The sequence below is a fragment of the Pseudotabrizicola sp. genome, from assembly GCF_030656345.1.
Classification (GTDB): domain Bacteria; phylum Pseudomonadota; class Alphaproteobacteria; order Rhodobacterales; family Rhodobacteraceae; genus Pseudotabrizicola.
The window spans coordinates 77970-95454 of record NZ_JAUSNR010000012.1; the positions used below are offsets into that span (position 1 = coordinate 77970).

The 17485-nt window shown below is 62.7% G+C and carries 16 protein-coding genes; 9 read left to right on the forward strand and 7 right to left on the reverse strand.

The features are described 5' to 3' along the window. Positions 1 to 6 precede the first annotated feature (6 nt). Together Q7J44_RS07145 and Q7J44_RS07150 are read left to right on the forward strand one after the other, a co-directional pair. A complete protein-coding gene (locus tag Q7J44_RS07145; protein ID WP_304878425.1) occupies positions 7 to 1311 on the forward strand; it encodes a malonyl-CoA decarboxylase in 1305 nt (434 codons plus the stop codon). Then, positions 1308 to 2822: a malonyl-CoA synthase gene (locus Q7J44_RS07150; protein ID WP_304878427.1), complete on the forward strand. Its 1515-nt coding sequence runs from the start codon at positions 1308 to 1310 to the stop codon at positions 2820 to 2822. Before Q7J44_RS07145 ends, Q7J44_RS07150 begins: the two co-directional genes overlap by 4 nt. A 203-nt stretch (positions 2823 to 3025) precedes the next feature. Here the strand turns inward: Q7J44_RS07150 and Q7J44_RS07155 are convergent, their stop codons facing one another. From Q7J44_RS07155 to Q7J44_RS07175, 5 genes are all read right to left on the reverse strand, one after another. Next, positions 3026 to 3814 carry a CoA ester lyase gene (locus Q7J44_RS07155; RefSeq protein ID WP_304878429.1) on the reverse strand — a complete coding sequence of 263 codons (789 nt, stop codon included), beginning with the start codon at positions 3812 to 3814 and terminating at the stop codon, positions 3026 to 3028. Continuing rightward, complete coding sequence (locus Q7J44_RS07160) at positions 3808 to 4650, reverse strand: MaoC family dehydratase N-terminal domain-containing protein (RefSeq protein ID WP_304878431.1); 843 nt, start codon at positions 4648 to 4650, stop codon at positions 3808 to 3810. Before Q7J44_RS07160 ends, Q7J44_RS07155 begins: the two co-directional genes overlap by 7 nt. Next, positions 4647 to 5744, reverse strand: coding sequence for a CaiB/BaiF CoA-transferase family protein (locus tag Q7J44_RS07165; RefSeq protein WP_304878433.1), 1098 nt, complete (start codon positions 5742 to 5744; stop codon positions 4647 to 4649). Before Q7J44_RS07165 ends, Q7J44_RS07160 begins: the two co-directional genes overlap by 4 nt. Beyond that, a complete protein-coding gene (locus tag Q7J44_RS07170; protein WP_304878435.1) occupies positions 5744 to 6907 on the reverse strand; it encodes an acyl-CoA dehydrogenase family protein in 1164 nt (387 codons plus the stop codon). Before Q7J44_RS07170 ends, Q7J44_RS07165 begins: the two co-directional genes overlap by 1 nt. 141 nt (positions 6908 to 7048) lie before the next feature. Next, complete coding sequence (locus tag Q7J44_RS07175; protein WP_304878437.1) at positions 7049 to 8404, reverse strand: MmgE/PrpD family protein; 1356 nt, start codon at positions 8402 to 8404, stop codon at positions 7049 to 7051. 444 nt (positions 8405 to 8848) lie between these two features. Here Q7J44_RS07175 and Q7J44_RS07180 point away from each other — a divergent pair, with 444 nt between their 5' ends. From Q7J44_RS07180 to Q7J44_RS07200, 5 genes are all read left to right on the forward strand, one after another. After that, positions 8849 to 10060 carry an ABC transporter substrate-binding protein gene (locus Q7J44_RS07180; protein ID WP_304878439.1) on the forward strand — a complete coding sequence of 404 codons (1212 nt, stop codon included), beginning with the start codon at positions 8849 to 8851 and terminating at the stop codon, positions 10058 to 10060. A 90-nt stretch (positions 10061 to 10150) separates the two neighbouring features. Then, positions 10151 to 10969, forward strand: a complete 819-nt coding sequence (locus Q7J44_RS07185) for an ABC transporter ATP-binding protein (protein ID WP_304878441.1) — start codon at positions 10151 to 10153, stop codon at positions 10967 to 10969. Beyond that, positions 10962 to 11678: an ABC transporter ATP-binding protein gene (locus tag Q7J44_RS07190; RefSeq protein ID WP_304878443.1), complete on the forward strand. Its 717-nt coding sequence runs from the start codon at positions 10962 to 10964 to the stop codon at positions 11676 to 11678. Before Q7J44_RS07185 ends, Q7J44_RS07190 begins: the two co-directional genes overlap by 8 nt. Before the next feature lie 4 nt (positions 11679 to 11682). Further along, complete coding sequence (locus Q7J44_RS07195; protein ID WP_304878445.1) at positions 11683 to 12570, forward strand: branched-chain amino acid ABC transporter permease; 888 nt, start codon at positions 11683 to 11685, stop codon at positions 12568 to 12570. A 1-nt stretch (position 12571) separates the two neighbouring features. Next, a complete protein-coding gene (locus Q7J44_RS07200; protein WP_304878447.1) occupies positions 12572 to 13534 on the forward strand; it encodes a branched-chain amino acid ABC transporter permease in 963 nt (320 codons plus the stop codon). 124 nt (positions 13535 to 13658) lie between these two features. Here the strand turns inward: Q7J44_RS07200 and Q7J44_RS07205 are convergent, their stop codons facing one another. Both Q7J44_RS07205 and Q7J44_RS07210 read right to left on the reverse strand, forming a co-directional pair. Continuing rightward, positions 13659 to 14261 (reverse strand): thiamine pyrophosphate-dependent enzyme, encoded by a 603-nt coding sequence (locus tag Q7J44_RS07205; protein ID WP_304878449.1) that lies wholly within the window; start codon positions 14259 to 14261, stop codon positions 13659 to 13661. Positions 14262 to 14272: 11 nt separating this feature from the next. Next, the gene (locus tag Q7J44_RS07210) at positions 14273 to 14830 is read right to left on the reverse strand and encodes a thiamine pyrophosphate-binding protein (RefSeq protein WP_304878450.1); all 558 of its coding nucleotides are present in this window, start codon (positions 14828 to 14830) and stop codon (positions 14273 to 14275) included. Positions 14831 to 14948: 118 nt separating this feature from the next. On the opposite strand from Q7J44_RS07210, the gene Q7J44_RS07215 reads away from it, so the two are divergent. Next, the gene (locus Q7J44_RS07215) at positions 14949 to 15869 is read left to right on the forward strand and encodes a LysR family transcriptional regulator (RefSeq protein WP_304878451.1); all 921 of its coding nucleotides are present in this window, start codon (positions 14949 to 14951) and stop codon (positions 15867 to 15869) included. Positions 15870 to 16013: 144 nt separating this feature from the next. Then, positions 16014 to 17447 (forward strand): aldehyde dehydrogenase family protein, encoded by a 1434-nt coding sequence (locus Q7J44_RS07220; RefSeq protein WP_304878452.1) that lies wholly within the window; start codon positions 16014 to 16016, stop codon positions 17445 to 17447. Positions 17448 to 17485 lie beyond the last annotated feature (38 nt).

The window sequence follows — 17485 nt, forward strand, 5'->3', positions numbered from 1 at the left end:
TGATACATGAGCAGGATCGCATTTTTTGCCGATATCATGGCCACACTGTTCGAGCGGCGGCCCGGCAAGGCTGACACCCCCAGCCGGGCACCGATGGCGGCCATGTGCGACGCGTTGCTGTCGGCGCAGGGAGAGGTATCGGGGATGCGGCTGGCGCGCGACATCCTGCAACGCTACCGCGCGATGAGCACTGATGAGAAGCGTGGCTTTTTCGAGCATCTGGCCGAAGCGCTCGACGTTGACACTGCCAAGGTCATCGCGGCGGCCGGACGCTATGCCACTGACCGTACTGCGGCTGCCTACGGAGAGCTGAGCCGCGAGGCTGAGCCGCGCCGGCAAGAGCTGCTGCGCCGGCTGAACCAGACTCCCGGCGCGACCGAGGAGCTGGTGCAGATGCGGCTGGACCTGCTGCAGATGGAGCGATCCGCGGCCCTAGAGCGGATCGACCTTGATTTCGCGCATCTCTTCGGCAGCTGGTTCAACCGTGGCTTTCTGGTTCTGCGTCACATCGACTGGCGCACACCTGCCAATATTCTTGAGAAAATCATTGCCTATGAGGCGGTGCATGCCATCAATGACTGGGACGACCTGCAACGCCGCCTGCGCCCGTCGGACCGGCGTTGTTTTGCGTTCTTTCACCCGGCAATGCCTGAAGAGCCGCTGATTTTTGTCGAAGTCGCGCTCTGTGCAGGCATCCCCGGATCGGTTCAGCGCCTGCTGGCCGAGGGGCGGGAGCCGGTGCCGGACGCGGAGATCGATACGGCAGTCTTCTATTCCATCTCGAATTGTCAGGAAGGGCTGCGCGGTATCTCCTTCGGCAACTCTCTGATCAAGCAGGTGGTGGACGAGCTGCGTCGCGACCTGCCGCAGGTAAAGACCTTTGTCACCCTGTCACCCGTCCCGGGCCTGTCGCGGCATCTGAAAGCCATTGCCAAAGACCGGCCAGAGGCGGCGGCGCTGCTGGAGGCGGCGGCGAAGGGCGATGCCGAGGCGCTGGGTCCGCATCTGGCAGCGCTCAAGGTTCTGACGGCAGAGTATCTGCTGTCCGCCAAAAGGCGTGACGGGATGCCTGCCGATCCGGTGGCGCGGTTCCATCTGGGCAATGGCGCGCTGCTCCATGATGTGCATGTGCTGGCTGATACGTCGGCGAACGGGCTGCGCCAGTCCTGCTCGGCGATGGTGAACTACCTTTACGATCTGGCAAAGGTCGAACGGAACAACGAAAACTTCGTCGCCGGCAAGACAGTCGCGGCCGCTAAGCCGGTGCAGGCTCTGCTGGCGCAAGGCAATTCTACAGGAAGAAAATCATGACCAACCCGCTGTTTGACACTCTGGTCGCGCCGCTTGCGGCGCGTAAAACTGCATTCCTGACCGATGCGGCCGGGACAGAGATGAGCGGTGCCGCCTTCCACGCCCTTGCGCTGCGCTATGCGGCGGCGCTGACAGGGCTGGGGCTGCGGCCGGGCGACCGGATGGCAGTGCAGATTGACAAGACCCCGCAGGCGCTGGCGCTCTATGCTGCCGCGCTGGCCTCTGGCGTGGTCTTCCTGCCGCTGAACACCGCCTACACGGCGGATGAGGTGGCGTATTTTGTCGGCAATGCAGGTGCCGCGCTGCTGGTCGGAAGCCCGGCCCGGGCGGAGGCGCTTGGCGGCGTTGCCGCCCGTTACGGCGCGCAGTTCCACACAATGGACGATGCGGGACAGGGCAGCCTGACAGACATTGCCGGTTCAGGCCCGGAAGGGTTTTCCCCCGTGCCGCGCGGACCGGATGATCTGGCCGCGATCCTGTATACCTCGGGCACCACCGGCCGGTCGAAGGGAGCGATGCTGAGCCAGCAGAACCTGCTGTCAAACGCCAGGGTTCTGGCGACGGAATGGCACTTTACGCCCGATGACGTGCTGCTGCATGCGCTGCCGATTTTCCACACGCACGGGCTGTTCGTCGCGTGCAACGTGGTGATGCTGTCGGGCGGGTCGATGATCTTCCTGCCGGGCTTCAAGGCCGATCAGGTGATCAGCCTGCTGCCCAAGGCCACAACCATGATGGGGGTTCCCACCTTCTACATTCGTTTGCTGGACGATGCGCGCTTCGACCGTTCGCTTGTGGCCCATATGCGGCTGTTCACCTCTGGCTCTGCACCGTTGCTTGCAGATACGCATATCCAGTTTGAGCAGCGTACCGGCCACCGCATCCTTGAGCGCTATGGCATGACCGAAACCAACATGAACACCTCCAACCCCTACGAGGGTGCGCGTCGTGCGGGAACTGTCGGCCTTCCGCTGCCGGGCGTTGAGCTGAAGATCACCGACCCTGTCACCGGCACCACCCTGCCGCAGGGTGAGCCGGGCATGATCGAGGTGCGGGGGGCCAATGTCTTCAAGGGTTACTGGCAGATGCCGGAAAAAACTCGCGAAGAGTTGCGCGACGACGGATTCTTCATCACCGGCGATATCGGCCAGATCGACGCAGACGGCTATGTCAGCATTGTCGGCCGGCAGAAGGATCTGATCATCACCGGCGGCTACAACGTTTATCCCAAGGAAATCGAGCTGCTCCTTGATGACCAGCCCGGCGTGCTGGAAAGCGCGGTGATCGGTGTGCCGCATCCCGATTTCGGCGAGGCGGTGGTGGCGGTGCTGGTGGCAGCAAAAGGAGCCACGATCGACACGACGGCCATTGCGGCGGCGCTCGGCCAGTCGCTTGCACGGTTCAAGCAGCCCAAGCAGATCCTTGTTTTGCCCGACCTGCCGCGCAACACGATGGGCAAGGTGCAGAAGAACCTTCTGCGGCAGGATTATGCGGATCTGTTCACCAGCTGACTGCATCTGTCGATGCAACCGCCCGTCAAAGCCACAGCTTTGCTATGTCGGTTTAGAAAGACCAAGCCGGTATGCACGGCCACAGACGGGTTGAGTGTCTGGTCATGCGAAAACGGCCGGGCTCATACCATGGTGGGTAACACTGTCACCGAACACCCATAGGCGTGGCAAAAGCTCGGTTTAGGGCCGGTTTTGCCGTGCGGTCAGCTGCTTGCGGCCAGTATCGCGCGGGCGCGGACCCGGACCGGTTCATCCACCATCTCGCCATCCAGTGTCACCGCGCCATCGCCCGACGCCAGCACGCGGTGCGCCCAGTCAGTTTCCGCGGGCGAAGGCCCAAGCGCGGCGCGGATCGCCGCGATCTGGCGCGGGTGGATGCACAGCTTGCCCGTCATCCCCAAGGTGCGGGCGTGCCCGGCGTCGGCCTGGCTGATAGCGGGATCGTCCAGCACCACCGTCACCCCGTCAATGGGAGCGTCGATACGCGCAAGCCGCGAGGCCAGCACCAGTTCCAGCCGCACCGGAAGCAGGATGTCATGGGTATGCGCACAGCCCAGATCGGCGCAGAAGTCGATGCTGCCAAACGCCAGCCGCACCACACCCGGAGCCGCCGCAATGGCGCGCGCCTGCGCCAACCCCAGCGCCGTCTCGACCAGCGCGATCACCGGCTTGCCCGTAAGACGGGCGACGGCGGCGCAGGCGGCGGGGTCTTCGGCTTTTGGCAACATGACAGCCGCCAGCGGCAACCCGGCCACCGCCGCCAGATCATGCATATGCCACGTCGTACCAATTGCATTGACGCGCACGATCACCGGCAAGCTGGTGAAATCACAGCGCAGGGCGCCCCGCGCGCTGTCTTTGTCTTTGGCAGCGATCGCATCTTCCAGATCAAGGATCACAGCATCTGCCCCGGACAGGGCGGCTTTGGCAAACCGCTCGGGCCGGTTGGCCGGCACAAACAGCGGACAGCGGATTGCGCCGATGTCTACCATTCCGCCCGGGCCTCCATCGCGATGGCCCCGTCCGCGCGCCGGACCCAGAGCCGTAATGCCCCTGAATCTTCGTCGGCGTTCAGCGTGAAATCATCGGTATCGAACACGGGCGACAGATTGCGAAAGCTGAAGCGGGCCGGGCGCTTGCCACGCAACTCCTGAGCGTAGAGCACGAGCATCGTGGCCTGCATCGGCCCGTGGACCACCAGACCGGGATAGCCTTCCACATCCCGCGCATAGGCCAGATCATAGTGGATGCGGTGCCCGTTGAATGTCAGCGCGGAATAGCGGAACAGCAAAGGCGCAGACGGGGTGACGCTGCGGTGAAAGGCACCCATCGGGGTGGCTGCCGGGCCGGGCACGCTGGCAGCGCCGGGCGGGTCCGCCGCGCGGTAGACGATGTCTTGTCTCTCGCGGATCACGGCGCGCGCACCGCTGTAGATCGCATGATCGACGGTCACAAAGCACAGCGCCCCGCTGCGGCCTTCTTTCAGCGTCACATCCCGGATGTTGGAAACCCTGCGCAGCACCTCGCCAACCCGGATATCATCGGTGAATTCCAGCGCTCCACCCGCCCACATGCGGCGCGGCAGGGGCACAGGCGGCAAAAAGCCGCCCCGTGCGGGATGTCCATCTGGGCCTAAGGATGCGGTGGGCAGGCTGGGTTGCGCAAGGCACAGGTGCAGCATCGGCGGCGCAACGGCTCCGGGCACAACAGCCCCTGTCCGGTCAAATGTCGCGTTGTAGCGCTGGACCAGCGCCACGGTGACCACTTCTGCCGCCTGTTCCGTGCGCCCGATCCACTGGCGCAGGTGATCAATGTCCAGAGCTGTCATGCGGTTTTCCCCTGCAATGCGGGAACCGGCCCATAGGTGCGGGGCTGGCCCGCAAAGATTGCGGCCGGCTCGGGAATGCTGACCGGCCCGTTCGGTGTCTCCACGGTGACGCGGCGCAAATGCGGATGCTGCGACAGCCCTGCCATGTCATTGACCGATGCAAAGGCCACTCCGGCCCGCAAGATCGCCCCGGTCGCCTGACCCAGATCACGGCGCAAGAATGCCGTCGCCACCAGCGCATCGGTTTCACTGCGGTTGGCCACGCGCGCAACATTGCTGGCAAAGCGCGGATCGGTGGCCATGTCCGGGGCCTCAAGGAAATGGGTGGCGAAACCCTGCCATTCGCGGTCATTCTGGATGGCGATCAGCACCTGCGCCCCGTCCTTGCACGAAAACACGCCATAAGGCGCAATGGACGGGTGCGCCAGACCAACCCGGCGGGGGGTCTTGCCACCCTCGTGGTTCAGCAGCGGCACGGTCAGCCAGTCGGCCATCACATCAAACATCGAGATCGAGATATCGGCCCCCCGCCCCGTAATCCCGCGCTGGATCAGGGCCTCCAGAATGGCAGCATGCGCGGTGGCCCCGGTTGCGATATCCACGATGGAAATGCCAACCCGCGCCGCCTGATCGGGCCCGCCGGTAATCGAACACAGACCCGATTCCGCCTGAATCAACAGATCATAGGCCTTGCGGTCAGCCATCGGCCCGGTTTCGCCATAGCCTGATATCGCGCAAGAGATCAGCCGGGGGTAATCGCTCGCAAGACGGTCCGCGCCAAACCCCAGCCGCGCCAGCGCACCGGGCTTCAGGTTCTGCACCAGCACATCGGCCCCCGCCAGCAACTCAGCCAGCATGGCTTTGTCAGCGGGTCTGGTCAGATCGGCCACCACTGTTTCCTTGCCCCGGTTCAGCCAGACAAAATAGCTGGATTGCCCAAGCGCCACGTCATCATAGCCCCGGGCGAAATCGCCCTCGGGCCGTTCGATCTTGATCACCCGCGCGCCCGCATCCGCCAGACGCGAGGTCGCAAAGGGGGCAGCCACCGCCTGTTCGATGGCAATGACGGTCAGACCTGCAAGCGGCAACGCCATCAAAAGCTCCTTGGCAGGCCAAGAACATGCTCGGCAATGTAGGACAGGATCAGGTTGGTTGAAATCGGGGCGACCTGATACAGCCGGGTTTCGCGGAACTTGCGCTCGATGTCATATTCGCAGGCAAAGCCGAAACCACCGTGAAATTGCAGACAGGCGTTCGCGGCTTCCCAACTGGCCTTGGCGGCCAGATATTTCGCCATATTCGCCTGCGCGCCGCATTCCTGATTGGCATCAAACAGACGACAGGCCTCATAGCGCATCAGATTGGCGGCCTCGATTTCTATATAGGCCTCGGCGATGGGGAACTGCACGCCCTGGTTCTGGCCGATGGGGCGGCCAAACACGTTGCGCTCAGTGACATACTTGCTGACCCGTTCGGTGAACCAGTAGCCATCCCCGATGCATTCCGCCGCAATCAGAGCGCGTTCAGCGTTCAGGCCGGTCATGATGTACTTGAACCCTTTGCCCTCTTCGCCGATCAGGTTTTCTTCCGGGATTTCAAGGTTGTCAAAGAACAGCTCATTCGTTTCGTGGTTCACCATGTTCAGAATCGGGCGCACCTGCATGCCGGTTTTCATCGCCGCTTTGATATCGACGATAAAGATCGACAGACCTTCGGATTTCCGGGCGACATCTGCCAGCGGCGTGGTGCGGGCAAGCAGGATCATCAGATCCGAATGCTGCACCCGGCTGATCCAGACCTTTTGGCCGTTGATGACGTATCTGTCGCCTTTCTTGACGGCGGTGGTCTTGATCTTGGTGGTGTCGGTGCCGGTCGTCGGCTCGGTCACGCCCATGGATTGCAGCCGCAATTCGCCACTGGCAATCTTGGGCAGATAGAACTGGCGCTGCGCTTCGGACCCGTGCCGCACCAGGGTGTTCATGTTGTACATCTGCCCGTGGCAGGCGCCCGAATTTCCGCCTGACCGGTTGATTTCCTCCATGATGACAGAGGCTTCGGTCAGACCCAAGCCCGACCCGCCGTATTCCTCGGGGATAAGTGCCGCCATCCAGCCCGACCGGGTCAGCGCCTCGACAAAATCTTCCGGATAGCCGCGCGCCTCGTCGATCTTGCGGTGGTATTCGTCGGGAAAAGTGGCGCACAGCGCGCGCACCGCATCGCGGATGTCCTGGTAGGCATCGGGTTTTGTCTTGATCATCGCAAACCTCTGGTTCAGTGTCGCAGCCCACCCGGGGCGGGGTCAGGCACCACGTTTCGCCGACAGGTCCACACGTCAACCGATTGCCCCGGTCTATGATCCATGCCGAACGGTTATAGGCCCGCAGCTTCGGGCGGTTGGTTATTGCAAATGCTGCACCACAGACACCGCACGGCCCAGACCGTGCAGCCGGGCCAGCCAGCCATCGCAGGCGGTGTTCAACACCGGCCCCGCCAGCGTGCGGAACTTCAGATCCAGCGCGGCGGTATCGGGAAAGGTTTCAGGCTCGCCCGACGGATCTTGGATGCGCAAGACGTGGGTTTGCCCCCGGACCGTGACCGACAGCACGGCCCCGAACGGATGGCGCAGCCCTTCCAGCGAGGCGTCTTGCCGGACATCGACCCGCGCGGCTACTGCGTCGGCATCAGCAGTGCCCAACAGGTCATAGTCGTCCCAGCCAAAACGCCCGCGCAACAGGGCAACAGCCGCCGCGAAAGGCATGGAAAACTGACCATCGACGATCGAGCGCGCCTTGCGTTTGGCCTCGATCGGGGCCCCGACCAGCGCAACCCCGTTGCGGTGCAGGCCCACTGTGATGGCGTCAATGTCCTGTGCGGACCAGCCATGCTGCGCGCGCAAGGCCAGAATGCCGTCCACCGCAGCATGGGTATAGCGGCAGGCGGGGTAAGGTTTGACCCCGATCCGCAGCGTTTCCCAGACCTGCCCCAGACCGTCCAGCAGCTTATCGGGCTGCGGGGCGTCGCTGTAACCTTGCAGGAAGCCGTGCTTTCCCTCGATGGCCTGTGACGCACCTTTGAACCCTCCGGCGGCAAGGGTGGCGGCCATCAGCCCCTTCATCGCCGCCTCTCCGACCTGATATCGCTTGTTCCACGCCCCGTTTTCCAGAAACTGAAGCGACCCGGACGCCTGACTTGCCGCAATGCCGAACGCCGACTCCATCCCGGCCGCATCAAGTCCCAGCAGGCGCCCCGCAGCCGCCGCAGCCCCGAATGTTCCAGCGGTGGCTGTCGGATGAAATCCGCGCGCGTAATGGGCGGTGGGGTCCAGTGCCATGCCAAGCCTGCAGCAGGTTTCAAACCCGATGACAACCGCCGTCAGAAATTCGGCCCCGGACGCCCCGGTCAGTTCTGCCGCCGCCAAGGCCGCAGGAACCACCGGCGCGCTGGGGTGCAAAGAGCTGTCAGCATGGGTGTCGTCGAAATCCAGCGAATGTCCGAAGGTGCCGTTCAGCAACGCCGCCGTTGCCGCGCCGTAACGCCGGTTCAGCCCGAACACCGTACAGGGTCCATCCCCGGCAAAGCCAAGCCGTTCCACCATGGCCAGCACCGCAGGCGTGGAATCTGCCTCCTGCGCCGCGCGGATGGCCGAGCCTATCAGGTCAATCGCCAGAATATTCGCGCGGTCCGTGACGGTTGCGGGGATATCGGCGCAGGATGTGCCGACCGCGAAATCTGCAAGGCGGGCTGTCAGTGTCATATGTCTCTCGGGCTTGGGTCAGTGGATCATGCCAGAATGACGGGACTGCCGGGTGTTGCCCAATGCCAAAATCTTAGCCCTGCCATAGCCAAGTTCTATCGACCGTCCCCGCTGCCCGGACTGCGGCACGACCTGCAAGGCGCTCAGAATATTGCTTCCATTTCAGTTGCTAACGTTAACTAATGCGGGAAAGATCCCCGCTTGTGCCATACAGATTGCACTGATGCCGGGGACGCCCATAACGAATTCACATACCAGCCTTTGTTAATCTGGAATGTCGGATGGTCTCTGCGTTCTGTATTCAGAAAGGCATGGGCGGAGTTTCGGAGGAGAAACGCCCCGCAGCCAGGCGCGACACGACCATGATGCGCATCGTCACCAAAGCCGACTTCGGCGGGCGGGCCTGCACCGAAGCCAGTATGATTAATGATCGGGGAGGATCAGATGACTCAATTTTCACGTCGTATGTTCATGGGAACTGTTGCGGCTGCCGCAGGGGTTTCGGCGCTTCCGGCCTTTGCACAAAGCAGGCCCGTCAAGATCGGCGTTCTGGCCGACTTCAGCGGGATCTACACCGATCTGATGGGCCCGAACGGCGTTGTCTGTGTGGAACAGGCGATTGCGGATATCGCCCCCGGATTCCCGGTCGAAGTGGTGTTTGGCGATCACCAGAACAAGGCCGACATCGGGGCGGGTATTGCCCGTCGCTGGTTCGACACCGATGGCGTTGACATGCTGATCGCGGGCCCGAACTCTGCCGTGGGTCTGGCCGCCAGTGCGATTGCCTTTGAAAAAAACAAACCCTGTCTGGGCGTCGCCGTCACCGCGACCGACTTTACCGGCACGCAATGCAACCCGAACACCATCAACTGGACCTATGACGGCTATATGCTGTCCAAGGCAGTGGCGACCGAAACCGTCCGCGCCGGTGGCAAGAAGTGGTATTTCATCACCACCGACAACGCCTTTGGCCACTCGCTTCAGGCCGAGGCAACCGCCTTTATTGAGGCGGCCGGCGGCGAAGTCGTCGGCCACTCGGCCTACCCGATCGGCATGACCGATTTCGCCAGCTTCCTGCTTGCGGCACAGTCCTCGGGCGCGGATACGCTGGGTCTGGCGCTTGGCGGTACCGACCTTCTCGCCTGCCTGAAGCAGGCGACGGAGTTTGGCGTCACCGACACGATGAAAACGGCGGCCTTTGTCGTTTTCCTGAACGACCTGCATGCCGCCGGTCTGGACACCATGCGCAACCTGTTGTTCACAAACAGCTTCTACTGGGATCTGAACGACACCACCCGCGCCTGGACAGACCGCGTGCTGCCAAAGCTGGGCGGCTCGTATCCGGGCATGGTCCATGCGGGCTGCTATGCCGTGACGGCGCATTACCTCAAGGCCCTGGCGTCCCTGGGTGTGGACGCTGCACGTGCTGACGGTGCCGCCGTTGTGGCCGCGATGAAGGCAATGCCGACCCAGGACGACGCCTTCGGGGCGGGCCGCATTCTGGCCAATGGCCGCGCCGAACTGCCTGCCTATCTGTTGCAGGCCAAAGCGCCCGAGGAAAGCACAGCGCCCTGGGATCTGTGCAAGGTCATCTCGACCATGCCGGCGGTTGAAACCGTTCGCCCGGTTGAAGAAACCGGTTGCAGCATCGTCTGATCGCGCGTCATCACTGGCCCCCAGCCACATCTGCAGCTGGGGGCCGCCGCTGTGCGGTGGTCCGTCCGCCGGTCATGAACGGAGTTTCATATGAGCAAAGCCCCGCAGGCCCAGGGGGCCGCCCCCCTGTCCGGGCGGCCGGCATCGTCACGTGATGATACGGTACCCGTGCTGTCCGCCCGTGGCATCAGCAAACACTTTGCTGGATTTCATGCGGTCAAAGACGTGGATCTTGATATCTGTCACGGCGAAGTGCACGCCCTGATCGGCCCAAACGGCGCAGGAAAAACCACCGTTTTCAACCTGCTGACCAAATTTATGCAACCGACGTCCGGCACCATCCTGCTGATGGGGCGCGATGTGACATCCTTTGCCCCGGCCAAGCTGGCGCAGCTTGGCATGGTGCGGTCTTTCCAGATCTCGGCGATATACCCCAACCTGACGGTGCTGGAAAACCTGCGCATCGCCCTGCAGCGGCCAGCGGGTCTTGCGCATCAGTTCTGGCGGCCGTTGTCGGCGCTGGACGTGCTCGATGCCCGCGCGATCGCGCTGATCGACCGTGTCGGCCTGTCGGATGCGCGCGACGCCCAGGCGGGCAGCCTGTCCTATGGCCGCAAGCGCGTTCTGGAAATTGCGACAACGCTGGCGCTGGATCCAAAGGTGCTTTTGCTGGACGAACCCATGGCTGGCATGGGCCAGGAGGATGTGGCCCGCGTGGCCGATATCGTGCGCAGCATCGCCCGGGATTGCGCGGTGCTGATGGTCGAACACAACCTGAAAGTGGTCGCAGATCTTTGCCACCGCGTAACCGTGCTGCAACGCGGCGAGGTGCTGGTTTCAGGCGACTACGCCACCGTTTCCGCCGACGCGCGCGTGCGCGAAGCCTATATGGGGACTGATGATGAGTGATCAGAACGGGCAACCGCTGTTGCGGGTCCGCGGGCTGGAGGCCTGGTACGGCGAAAGCCAGGCGCTGCACGGCGTTGATTTCGACATTTACCCCGGTGAGACGGTGTCCTTTCTGGGCCGCAACGGCGTGGGCAAGACGACCACCTTGCGCGCGCTTTTGGGCATCACGTCGGCCCGCAAAGGGCAAATCACCCTGAATGGCCGCGACATGATGAAGGTTCCGCGCCACCGCGTCGCCGCCTGCGGTTTTGGCTATGTACCAGAGGAACGCGGCATCTTTGCCACCCTTACGGTCGAAGAGAACCTGATGCTGCCCCCCGTGGTGGCCGAAGGCGGGATGCCGATCAGCGAAATCTACGCGCTGTTTCCCAATCTGGAAGAACGCCGCACCTCGCAAGGCACCAAACTGTCAGGCGGCGAGCAGCAGATGCTGGCCATTGCCCGCGTGCTGCGTACCGGGGCGCGAATGATCCTGATGGACGAACCGACCGAGGGTCTGGCCCCGGTGATCGTGCAACGCATCGGCGAGATCTTACTGGACCTGAAAAAGCGTGGCCTGACCGTGCTTCTGGTCGAGCAGAATTTTCGCTTCGCGGCAAAGGTGGCTGACAGGTTCTACGTGATGGATCACGGCCAGATTGTCGAAGGCTTTGCCACATCCGAATTGCCGGCGCATCGCGCGCGGCTGAATGAACTTCTGGGGGTCTGAGACCATGACAATGATCTTCGGTATTCCGTTGCAGGCCGTGTTGGGCCAGCTTTTGATCGGGCTGATCAACGGGTCGTTCTATGCCATGCTCAGCCTAGGGCTGGCGATCATCTTCGGCCTGCTGCGCATCATCAACTTTGCCCACGGGGCGATGTACATGATGGGGGCCTTCGTCGGCTATCTGATGCTGACATGGCTGGGAATAGGGTTCTGGACCGCGCTGATCGTGGCCCCGGTCATTGTCGGCCTGTTCGGCGCGGTTGTCGAACGTCTGGCCCTGTCGCGGCTGTACAATCTTGACCACCTTTACGGGCTTTTGTTCACCTTTGGGCTGGCGCTGGTGGTAGAAGGCACGTTCCGCCACTATTTCGGTGCCTCCGGTCAGCCCTATCCGGTGCCCGCAGCCTTGCAAGGGGCCACCGATCTCGGCTTCATGAAACTGCCGAACTATCGCGGTTTTATCGTCGTGATTTCGCTGGTGATCTGCGTCGGGGCCTGGGCCCTGATCGAGAAGACCAAGCTGGGCTCTTACCTGCGCGCCGCGACCGAAAACCCGACCCTTGTCGGCGTGTTCGGGGTCAATGTGCCGCTGTTGCTGACCCTGACCTATGCGTTCGGGGCCGGGCTGGCAGGGCTGGCGGGCGTGCTGGCCGCACCGATCCTGCAGGTCAGTCCGCTGATGGGACAGAACCTGATTGTCATCGTGTTTGCGGTTGTGGTCGTGGGGGGGATGGGGTCCATCGGCGGGGCCATCGTGGCCGGCTATCTTCTGGGCCTGTGCGAAGGTCTGACCAAGATCATCTACCCCGAGGCCGCCAATATCGTGATTTTCGTCATCATGGCAGTGGTGCTGCTGTTCCGCCCTGCCGGCCTGTTCGGAAAGGACATCTGACATGCAGTCCGACATGACCACCCGGCCGGGCCGGAACACCTCTTTGCGGATCGCACTTGTGCTTGTCTGTCTTGGCACGCTCGCGCTCGCGCCGTTCTTTGTCTATCCGCTGTTCCTGATGAAGGTGATGTGCTTCGCGCTGTTTGCTGCGGCCTTCAATCTGTTGCTGGGCTATACTGGCCTTTTGTCCTTCGGGCATGCGGCCTTCTTTGGCGGGGCGGCCTATTTCACCGCCCATGCCGTCAAGGTCTGGGGGCTGCCGCCTGAACTGGGCATCTTGCTGGGTGTGGCCGGGGCAGCGCTTTTGGGGCTGGTGATCGGCTTTCTGGCGATCCGGCGGCAGGGCATCTATTTTGCCATGGTCACGCTGGCCATGGCACAGATGTTCTATTTCTTCTGCTATCAGGCTCCCTTTACCCGCGGCGAAGACGGCATACAGGCGGTGCCGCGCGGCATGTTGTTCGGGCTGTTCAACCTTGAAAACGACATGACGATGTATTTCTTTGTGGCCACGGTTTTCGTGCTGGCGTTGCTGATGATCTGGCGCATCGTGCATTCGCCCTTTGGCATGATTCTGAAATCCATCCGGGAAAACGAGGCGCGGTCCACCTCGCTTGGCTATTCGGTGATGCGCTACAAGCTCACGGCCTTTGTCATGTCAGCGGCGCTGGCGGGGCTGGCCGGGTCGATGAAAACCCTGGTGTTCAAGCTGGCGTCGCTGACCGATGTGTCCTGGCATACCTCGGGCGAAGTGGTGCTGATGGCGTTGCTGGGCGGGCTTGGCACCCAGGCGGGGCCACTGGTCGGGGCCGGGCTGGTCGTGACGTTGCAGAACTATCTGGTGGCGCTGGCGATCCCGGTGACGGTGATCGTGGGGTCGGTGTTCATGCTGTGCGTGCTGCTGTTTCGTCGTGGCATTGTGGGGGAACTGCTGGCCTATATCGAGGCCCGCAAGACGCGCTGATCACAGGCTGTCATATTCAAAAAAAGCCGGGCGCGCTGCGATGCGTGTCCGGTTTTTTCCTGTTCTGCCAGATGAAAAAGCCCCGCGCGAACGCGGGGCCAGAACATGCGGTGACCGGGGCGGGTTACATGGACGCAAACCCAAGCGCTTCACGCACCCGTGTTTTCAACAGCACCCCATCCCGCGTAGGCAAAATCCGCGACTTTTCCGCGCCGTCGATGCGGATCACCGCCACATAGGGACCTGCCCCCACGCGGGCAATCCGCCCGGCCACCGCGCCTACCCCGTCCATATCGGTGATCGTATCCGCCTGAGGGATGCCACAGCCACGGGCAACGGCAGCCAGATCGGTCCCCGCTGCAGTGTGGCTGGTCTGCGATCCGGTTTCGCCATACAGCCCGTTGTCCAGGATGATGATCGACAGGTTCGCAGGGGCCTGCTGCGCGATGGTGGCAAAGGCCCCCATGCCCATCAACGCCTCGCCATCGCCGACCAATACCATGACCGGCACATCGGGTTGGGCCAGTGCAAGCCCAAGCCCCACATCGGCCGCCCCTCCCATCGCCCCCCACAGATAGAAGTTGCGCGGAACATCCCCGGCGGAGGCCAGATCATATGTGGCAGACCCGAGCGACGATATCGCCACAAGATCCCCCCGGTCCTGCAACAGGCGGGCCACGACAGCACGACGGTCAAGCGACGCGTCAGAATCAGCAGATCGGGTCATGTCCGGGGTCCTCATTTCACAAATACCTTGGCACCGATCAGGCGCTGCGACAGCAGGACGGCAACCGGCGTGCCGCCCTCATAGGCCATGCGCGCGGCGGCGCTGACGGTCTCGGCCACCTCGTCGGCGCGTGTGACGCGCAGACAGTGAATGTCCATCATTTCAAAAACCTGCTGAACCTTGCTGCCCATCGCAAATTGCCACGGATTGAACTCTCCCCATTCGCCGCGCATCGTCACCAGCGTCAGAAACGGCAACCGGCATGAGGTCACAAGTGACAGCATGTTGATGCAATTGCCGACCCCGCTCGACTGCATCAGCATGGCCGACCGTTGCCCGCCCAGCCAGGCACCGCAGGCCACGGCAATGCCTTCTTCTTCGGTGGTCAGGCTGATGGCACGCATGTCGGGGTCGGCACTTATCTGTTCGATCAGCCTGGCATGGCCGCCATCGGGCACATAGGGCACCTGCACGACCCCGTAGGATTTCAACACCGCATGAATCTGGTCCGGCCACCCCCCGTCGGTGATGGCCCCCCCATCCCTGTCCGTTTCCGGCTTCAATGTCATCCTGCGCCTCGCTCCCGTTCTGATGGGCGCGATATGCGCCTTCGGGGGGAGTTTGCGGTTGTGGGGGCTATAAAGGAATTATAAAACGGGGATACAGCCAATCGCAAAGTTCGATAGCATGGAACTGAAACAACTACGCACGTTCATCATGGTCGCGGAAAGCGGATCGCTGAGCCGTGCGTCGGACAGGCTGCGGTTGGCGCAACCGGCATTGTCGCGCCAGATCAAGCTGCTGGAGGATGAAATCGGGTTCGAACTGTTCGTGCGGTCGGGCCGGGGCATGCAACTGACGGAACATGGCGAGGCTTTGCTGGGCCGCGTCACCGGGCTGGTCCAGCAGCTTGACAACTCGGTCGAGGATGTGCGCTCGCTTGCAACCGAAACCACCGGGCATGTGGTGCTGGGCTGCATCCCGACCGCCAGCCACGTGGTCGCAGGGCGCATCGCCATTCGCGTCGCCCGCGAACTGCCCTTGGTGTCGCTGCGCATCGTCGAAGGCTATGCGGGCCATCTGATCGACTGGTTGCACCGCGGCGAGGTCGATGTGGCAGTCCTGTACGGCCCGGCATCAGATCTGCATCTGCGGATGTCGGATGTCATGTTCGAAGAATTGGTGCTGGTCAGCCCGGCAGACCAATCCCCCGATGCCGATGAATTGCCTGTATCGGCGCTGACCGAGCTGAACCTTGTCCTGCCCAGCCGCCCGCATGGCCTGCGCCTTGTGGTCGAGGCAGCGGCGGCCAAGGCCGGCATCGGGATCAACGTCAAATACGAGGCGGATTCGTACCGGGTGCTCAAGGAAATCGTGGCCGCCGGGCTGGGCCATACCATCTTGCCGCTCTCGGCGTTTTACCGTGAACAGGAAGACGGCCTGTACCGCATCACCCGGTTGAACAAACCCCGGATTTCACGCCATCTGGTCATGGCGCTGCCCGCCAGCCGGATCGACACCAAGGCCACATCCGCCGTGCGCGCCCTTGTGCAGGAAGAAATTCTGCGCATGGTCGAAAGCGGTGAATGGCGTACAATTCCGGTCTAGACGGCCCGCGCCACCTTCTGACGCGGCGGCCTGCGCCCGGGGTATATCCATTCTCTATGCGTCATATGCCGGATTTCTTCCGACGCCTGCGCGCTTGCACTGCTAGAACACTGCCAAAGATGCCGTTGCAAGGGAGGACAGATCATGGCTGTTTTTGGAAATCTGATCGCGGGTGAATGGCGCGTTGGCGCGGATGCGCGGGCCAACATCAATCCGTCCGATACCAACGACGTGATCGGCGAATATGCCGTCGGCAGCCGGCGTGACGTCGAAGATGCTGTCGCAGCAGCCCGTCAGGCGATGAAAGGCTGGGCCCGCCATACCGAACAGCAGCGCGCTGATATCCTGTTTCGGGTCGGCGAAGAAATGTTTGCCCGCCGCGAAGAGCTGGGCGAACAGCTGGCGCGCGAAGAAGGCAAGACCCGCGCCGAAGGCATTGGCGAAGTCACCCGCGCATCACAGATCTTTCGGTTCTTCGCGGGCGAGGTCGTGCGCTTTGGCGGCGAATTCCTGCCTTCGGTCCGTCCCGGCATCGACGTGTCGATCCGGCGTGAGCCGGTGGGTGTGGTCGGGCTGATCACGCCCTGGAACTTCCCCATCGCCATCGCCGCGTGGAAAATCGCACCTGCTCTGGCCTATGGCAACGCGGTCGTGCTCAAACCGGCCGACCTGACTCCGGCCAGCGCCTGGGCCTTGGCCGATATCCTGCACCGGGCAGGGGTTCCGGCGGGGGTTTTCAACCTTGTCATGGGGCGCGGCACAGTGGTCGGTCAAGCCATCGTGGAAACGACGGATGCCGTCAGCTTTACCGGATCGGTCGCGACCGGCACCGGCATCGTGCAGACCGCCGCCAGCCGCATGATCCGCGTGCAATGCGAAATGGGCGGCAAGAACCCCCTTGTGGTAATGGATGACGCCGATCTGGATCTTGCGATCAGCTGCGCGGTGGACGGATCGTTCTTCCAGACCGGGCAGCGCTGCACAGCCTCGAGCCGCCTGATTGTCCACGAGGCGATCCATGATCGCTTTGTCGCCGGTGTGGCCGAGCGTCTGGAAAAGATCGTCACCGGCCACGCGCTGAAAGCCGGAACGCAGGTCGGGCCGGTGGTCGATGCCAAGCAGCTGGAACAGGATCTGTCCTATGTCGACATCGGCGAAAAGGACGGGGCACATGCGCTGGTACGCGGCCAGCGGCTTAACCGTGAAACGCCCGGCTTCTACCTGTCGCCGACGCTGTTCACCGAATCCACCAATGACATGCGGATCAACCGTGAAGAGGTGTTCGGCCCGGTCGCTGCCGTGATCCGCGTGAAGGATTACGAGGAAGCCCTGGCCACCGCGAATGACACGGTCTTTGGTTTGTCCTCAGGGATTGTGACCCGCTCGCAGAAGCTGTCGCAGCATTTTCAGGCCAACAGCGAATCCGGTCTGACAATGGTCAACCTGCCGACCGCCGGTCTGGATTATCACGTCCCGTTCGGCGGGCGCAAAGGGTCCAGCTATGGCCCGCGCGAACAGGGTCGCTATGCTGCGGAATTCTACACGATCGTCAAAACATCCTACGCGATGCCGGTCTGATCCGGCCAAAGTGCGCGCAAGGTTTGAAAGGGAGGACT